The organism is Streptomyces sp. M-16 (assembly GCF_052114405.1).
GTDB lineage: Bacteria > Actinomycetota > Actinomycetes > Streptomycetales > Streptomycetaceae > Streptomyces.
The window spans coordinates 1-359 of the sequence record NZ_JBFRER010000365.1; the positions used below are offsets into that span (position 1 = coordinate 1).

Consider the following 359-nt stretch of genomic DNA (forward strand, 5'->3'; position numbering starts at 1 on the left):
GTGAGCTCGAAGGGGAGGTTGGCCTCGCACAGGGCCAGCAGGCGTCCGCCGTGCTCGATGACGTGGGTGCCGGCGGTGCTGGCGGTCAGGTCGGGTCCGTGCTCGGTCATGTAGGGGGCGCCGTCGAGGGCGGGGGTGTGGACCCAGCGGTTGCGGTACCACTCGGCGCGGCCGTCGCGCAGCCGGATCCCGTGGACCATGCCGCTGCCCTTGAACCAGTGGGTGGGTGTGATCCCGGGCTTGGGGTTGTGGCCGTTGCGGATCAGGCGGCCGGTCAGCTCGGGCGGCAGGGTTCCCTCGACGGTGAGGCCGGTGGCGGTGACCTCGTCGGCGACGGGGGTGTAGTGGCCGGTCAGGTA

The 359-nt window shown here is 72.1% G+C and carries 1 protein-coding gene; it reads right to left on the reverse strand.

Going from position 1 to position 359, the window contains the following annotated elements; all coding sequences use genetic code 11:
- Positions 1-359, reverse strand: a 359-nt coding sequence (locus AB4039_RS42585) for a carotenoid oxygenase family protein (RefSeq protein ID WP_442273357.1), incomplete at both ends; no start/stop codon positions are given.